2 protein-coding genes are annotated in these 3,603 nt (G+C 41.6%); one reads left to right on the plus strand and one right to left on the minus strand.

Annotated features, from left to right (window positions below; all coding sequences use genetic code 11):
- Positions 1–4: 4 nt before the first annotated feature.
- Positions 5–1,933 carry an alpha-amylase family glycosyl hydrolase gene (locus V7K41_RS29855; protein ID WP_334854126.1) on the minus strand — a complete coding sequence of 643 codons (1,929 nt, stop codon included), beginning with the start codon at positions 1,931–1,933 and terminating at the stop codon, positions 5–7.
- A 484-nt stretch (positions 1,934–2,417) separates the two neighbouring features.
- Here V7K41_RS29855 and V7K41_RS29860 point away from each other — a divergent pair, with 484 nt between their 5' ends.
- Positions 2,418–3,470 (plus strand): hypothetical protein, encoded by a 1,053-nt coding sequence (locus tag V7K41_RS29860; RefSeq protein ID WP_334854127.1) that lies wholly within the window; start codon positions 2,418–2,420, stop codon positions 3,468–3,470.
- Positions 3,471–3,603: the final 133 nt, after the last annotated feature.

A 3,603-nucleotide genomic window follows, 5' to 3' on the forward strand; every position in this document is an offset into this window, starting at 1 on the left:
ATTTCTAAGATTCTCTTCCCGATGCCCAAGTATCACGCCATTTGACAGTACCTTCTTTCGCAATCACCCAGCGGCGATTTACGAGATTTTCGCGCAGAGGCGATCGCCCTTCCCGCCACATGGCATATTTATAAGCAATCAGCTGACCAGCACTTTCATCAAAGGGAATCTCAGCAAACCAAGTATTGGTGTTGATGTACTCTAGGGGATAGGCTTTGGCAATATCCCAGTTACCTAACTCTGGGCAATCTCCTGTCACCACAACGATTTCACCTGGTTGGGTTTCTACGCCATTGAGTTGGACGCGGACAATTGTTTGTGCTTTTATCCGTTCGCCAACGTGGCTGAAAACAATTGCTCCCCTTTCTTCTAGTACTAGGTCATAAATCTTGCCATCTTTCACCTCATACTTGTTGCGAGTCACCACGCAGGTATGTTCTCCATCGGGCAATTCTGTTTCTACTTCTGGTAAAGTAACTTCTCCTCCCCGGTTTAAAGCTACAAAACACAGAGAGTCACGATAACGGCGTACATAGCAGTAAACATCCGGTGTTAAGTATTTTTGCCAATGGCTACCTAATGATACGGCTGGATTCAGTCGTCGTAAGCCAGACAGCAGCCTGATGCAACGATAAATCTCACTCTCTGTATCCCAACTTTCCATCATTGGGCGGTTATATGGGTCGTTACCGCCATCAGTGTCGTTATGCAGATACTGTTCTGTGCCGTAATATATGCAGGGAATACCGCGACAGGTCATAATTAAGGCGATCGCAACCTTCAGCATCGCTGGATCGGGGTTTAGCGATTGAAAACGGCACATATCATGGTTATCGATGAAGGTAACTAGCTCTGTGGCCCCGTTATAGCGATAATCCTGATCGAAAATATATTGAATTGTTTGGAATCCGTTTTCTGAACCTTGTCCTAGTGCAGCTCGAATTGCCACGCACAACCCAAAATCTAGAAGTGTCATGCCTGAGTGATTGACAAATTCCACTGAGAGATCGTCACTAGGATTACTGTAAATCCACTCACCAAAAATAAATACATCTGGTTTGTGATTGCTCATATCGCCAGTGAATTCTTGCCAAAACCAAATCGGCATGTGCTTGACAGTATCCACCCGCAGTGCATCTACACCCCGGTCTAGCCATTGTTTAATTGCTGACTTGATATACTCCCGATATTCAGTATTGTTTTCATTGAAGGTTGCTAGACCAGATAGTTCACAGTTCTGTACTTGCCAATCGTCTTCCCAGTTTTGCACTTCGCCATAGTGGTGATACCAACTATTAGCATCATCATTGAAGTCAGCAATTTTCACGCCATCATCATACAATTCACCTTTACTACCGCTAGTATCAGGTGTACTATGGTTGCAGACAATATCCAGCACTAGCTTCATATTGCGCTTGTGCAGTTCTGTAATTAACCGATCGAAGGTTGTATTTTTTTCTTCTTGAGTAGCGTTTAAAGAAGGGTTCTCTCCGTCAGCAATGTATCGAGGATTAAGCCGTTTAAAGTCTTTTGTCCAATAGCCATGTATTGCTGCATTGCCAACAAATAACTCTTCAACCTGCTCGAACAGTGGAGTTAGCCAAAGAGCGGTAACTCCCATATTTTTGAGATAATCTAATTTATCGATGACACCTTGCAAGTCGCCACCCCAGTACTTACCCCAATCTTGTCTAGTTGAATCGTACAATTCTGAGTTTGCACCTTCGCTGTTATCTAGATTGCCATCATAAAAGCGATCGACTACGAGAAAATAAATTGTTTCTTGACGAAATTCAATATCTCTGGTGTAAAGGAACTCTAGAGCAATCTCAATATCTAACTGCGGTTCTCGTATAAGAGCTTCTACGTTTTCCTTTGCCGGATCTACTTTATATTGATCTGGTGAAAACTGAGATGGTGGGGTTTGTACCATAAAAACACTCAAAATTTCATGTAATTCAATTCACACTTGTAGAACCAACAGTACAACGTTTCAAGTATTGTGCGTCACTACAAACTTCGGTATTCTGACATCCTGCCTACGGTGTAGGTATCTATCGCCAGCTAGTTTATAATTCTATCGATAGATATAATTCATCTGCTGGAGGATAAAAATAAAGGGAGATAGCAGTTCTTAACGATGATTGCTCGGTCACAAAAATTTACAATATTTAGTGAAATTGACTTGCGGCAAATATTGAGCCTAGCTCGTGTTTAAGTGTATATTCGAGAACAGATTTGAGAATACCTCAACTCCTGGAAAATTAGTTGTCAACAAGGTTTTGTTACACCCGATCGATACTGAGTCAACCACGTATAAGCCAACTTTTTCTCTAGAAGATTCGCTCCATTGGTAAACTGACCATTGTCACTTTCAATCTGTTATTACTATCAAGGAATTAATTTAGGTAGCATTTATGACCAAATATGACAAGGTTTTTAACTCACCAAAGACATCAGAGGAATCACTAAGTCCAGAGGAAGCAGTGGCGGCGATCGCAACTGTGACTGCGATCGCAGATTCATTGATTGAAGAGGTAGATGCAGAAAGTTTAGCGGGTATCCTCTGGGAATTCGAGGTTTTTGAGGAATACTCAGAAGATGAAATTGTAGAAATCGTTGATAGACTCATTTCCATTGCAGAAGAAGAGGGAATTGGGCCCCTATTTAATACCGCCAAAGTATCTCTCTCAGATGAATTAGTGCTAGATGGTTTTGCAGCTGGGGTAATAGTGCTTTTAGACGATGAACTGGCCATTCCCAAACCAAAACAAGCCTACCTCAAAAAGTTACAAGCAGCTTTACAACTTGAGGATGAAGAAGCAGAGGAAATCATCAAAGAGGTAATTGCAGCTTTTAAAGAAGCAGAAGATGAAGAATATGCAGACGACGATGATGATGAAACAGTGGTCATCGAAGATTTTAGCGAACAGGCATATCAGTCCCCATTAGGTAATTTTACCGTGCCGATTCCAGTCGATCCGCAGCAGGGCGGTAGAATTCAAAGTCAGGAAGGAGTAGTTGGCTTTTCTAATGACATCGGTACTTTGCTGAGAATCGATTATTATCCTTTCCCCCTAGAACAGTTAGAGGAACTGGAGTCTGTTGGTCAAGAAGAATATTTACAAACAATTTTAGTAGACAAATATGTACCCCAAGCGATTTTTGCCAATGTACCAGATGCTTCTGTGGAGTATACCGAATATCTGAAAGATACTTTGCGAGGCGCTTACTACGTGTTAATCGATATGCCCAAAGGTTCCACAATTTCTAAGCAAGAAAATAATGGAACTGCGATCAGATTAGATGCGTACCGGGGCTTGCTCACCTTTATCAGTGGTGAATTTTTATATATAGTTAGTAGTCAGCACAGCTTTATTGACGGCGAAACTCCCGATTCTATTGAAGAAGAGGCTGAAGACATCAAGGACAGTATTTTAGAGTTTGTTGAGACTATAGAGTTCACTTAGTAAAGCTTTGCGTAAAAGCGTAATGTTTTTAATGCAAGCCGATGCATTAACAATGCAAGCTGATGCATTAACAATGCAAGCCGATGGATTAACAATGCAAGCCGATGTATTAACAATGCAAGCCGATGCATTA

Origin of the sequence: Nostoc sp. (genome assembly GCF_036917415.1) — a bacterium.
GTDB lineage: Bacteria > Cyanobacteriota > Cyanobacteriia > Cyanobacteriales > Nostocaceae > Nostoc.

Excerpts from the sequence above, each read along its gene's own strand:
- V7K41_RS29860 (WP_334854127.1), top strand. The coding sequence starts at position 2,418 with ATGACCAAATATGACAAGGTTTTTAACTCACCAAAGACATCAGAGGAA.
- V7K41_RS29855 (WP_334854126.1), bottom strand. The coding sequence starts at position 1,933 with ATGGTACAAACCCCACCATCTCAGTTTTCACCAGATCAATATAAAGTA.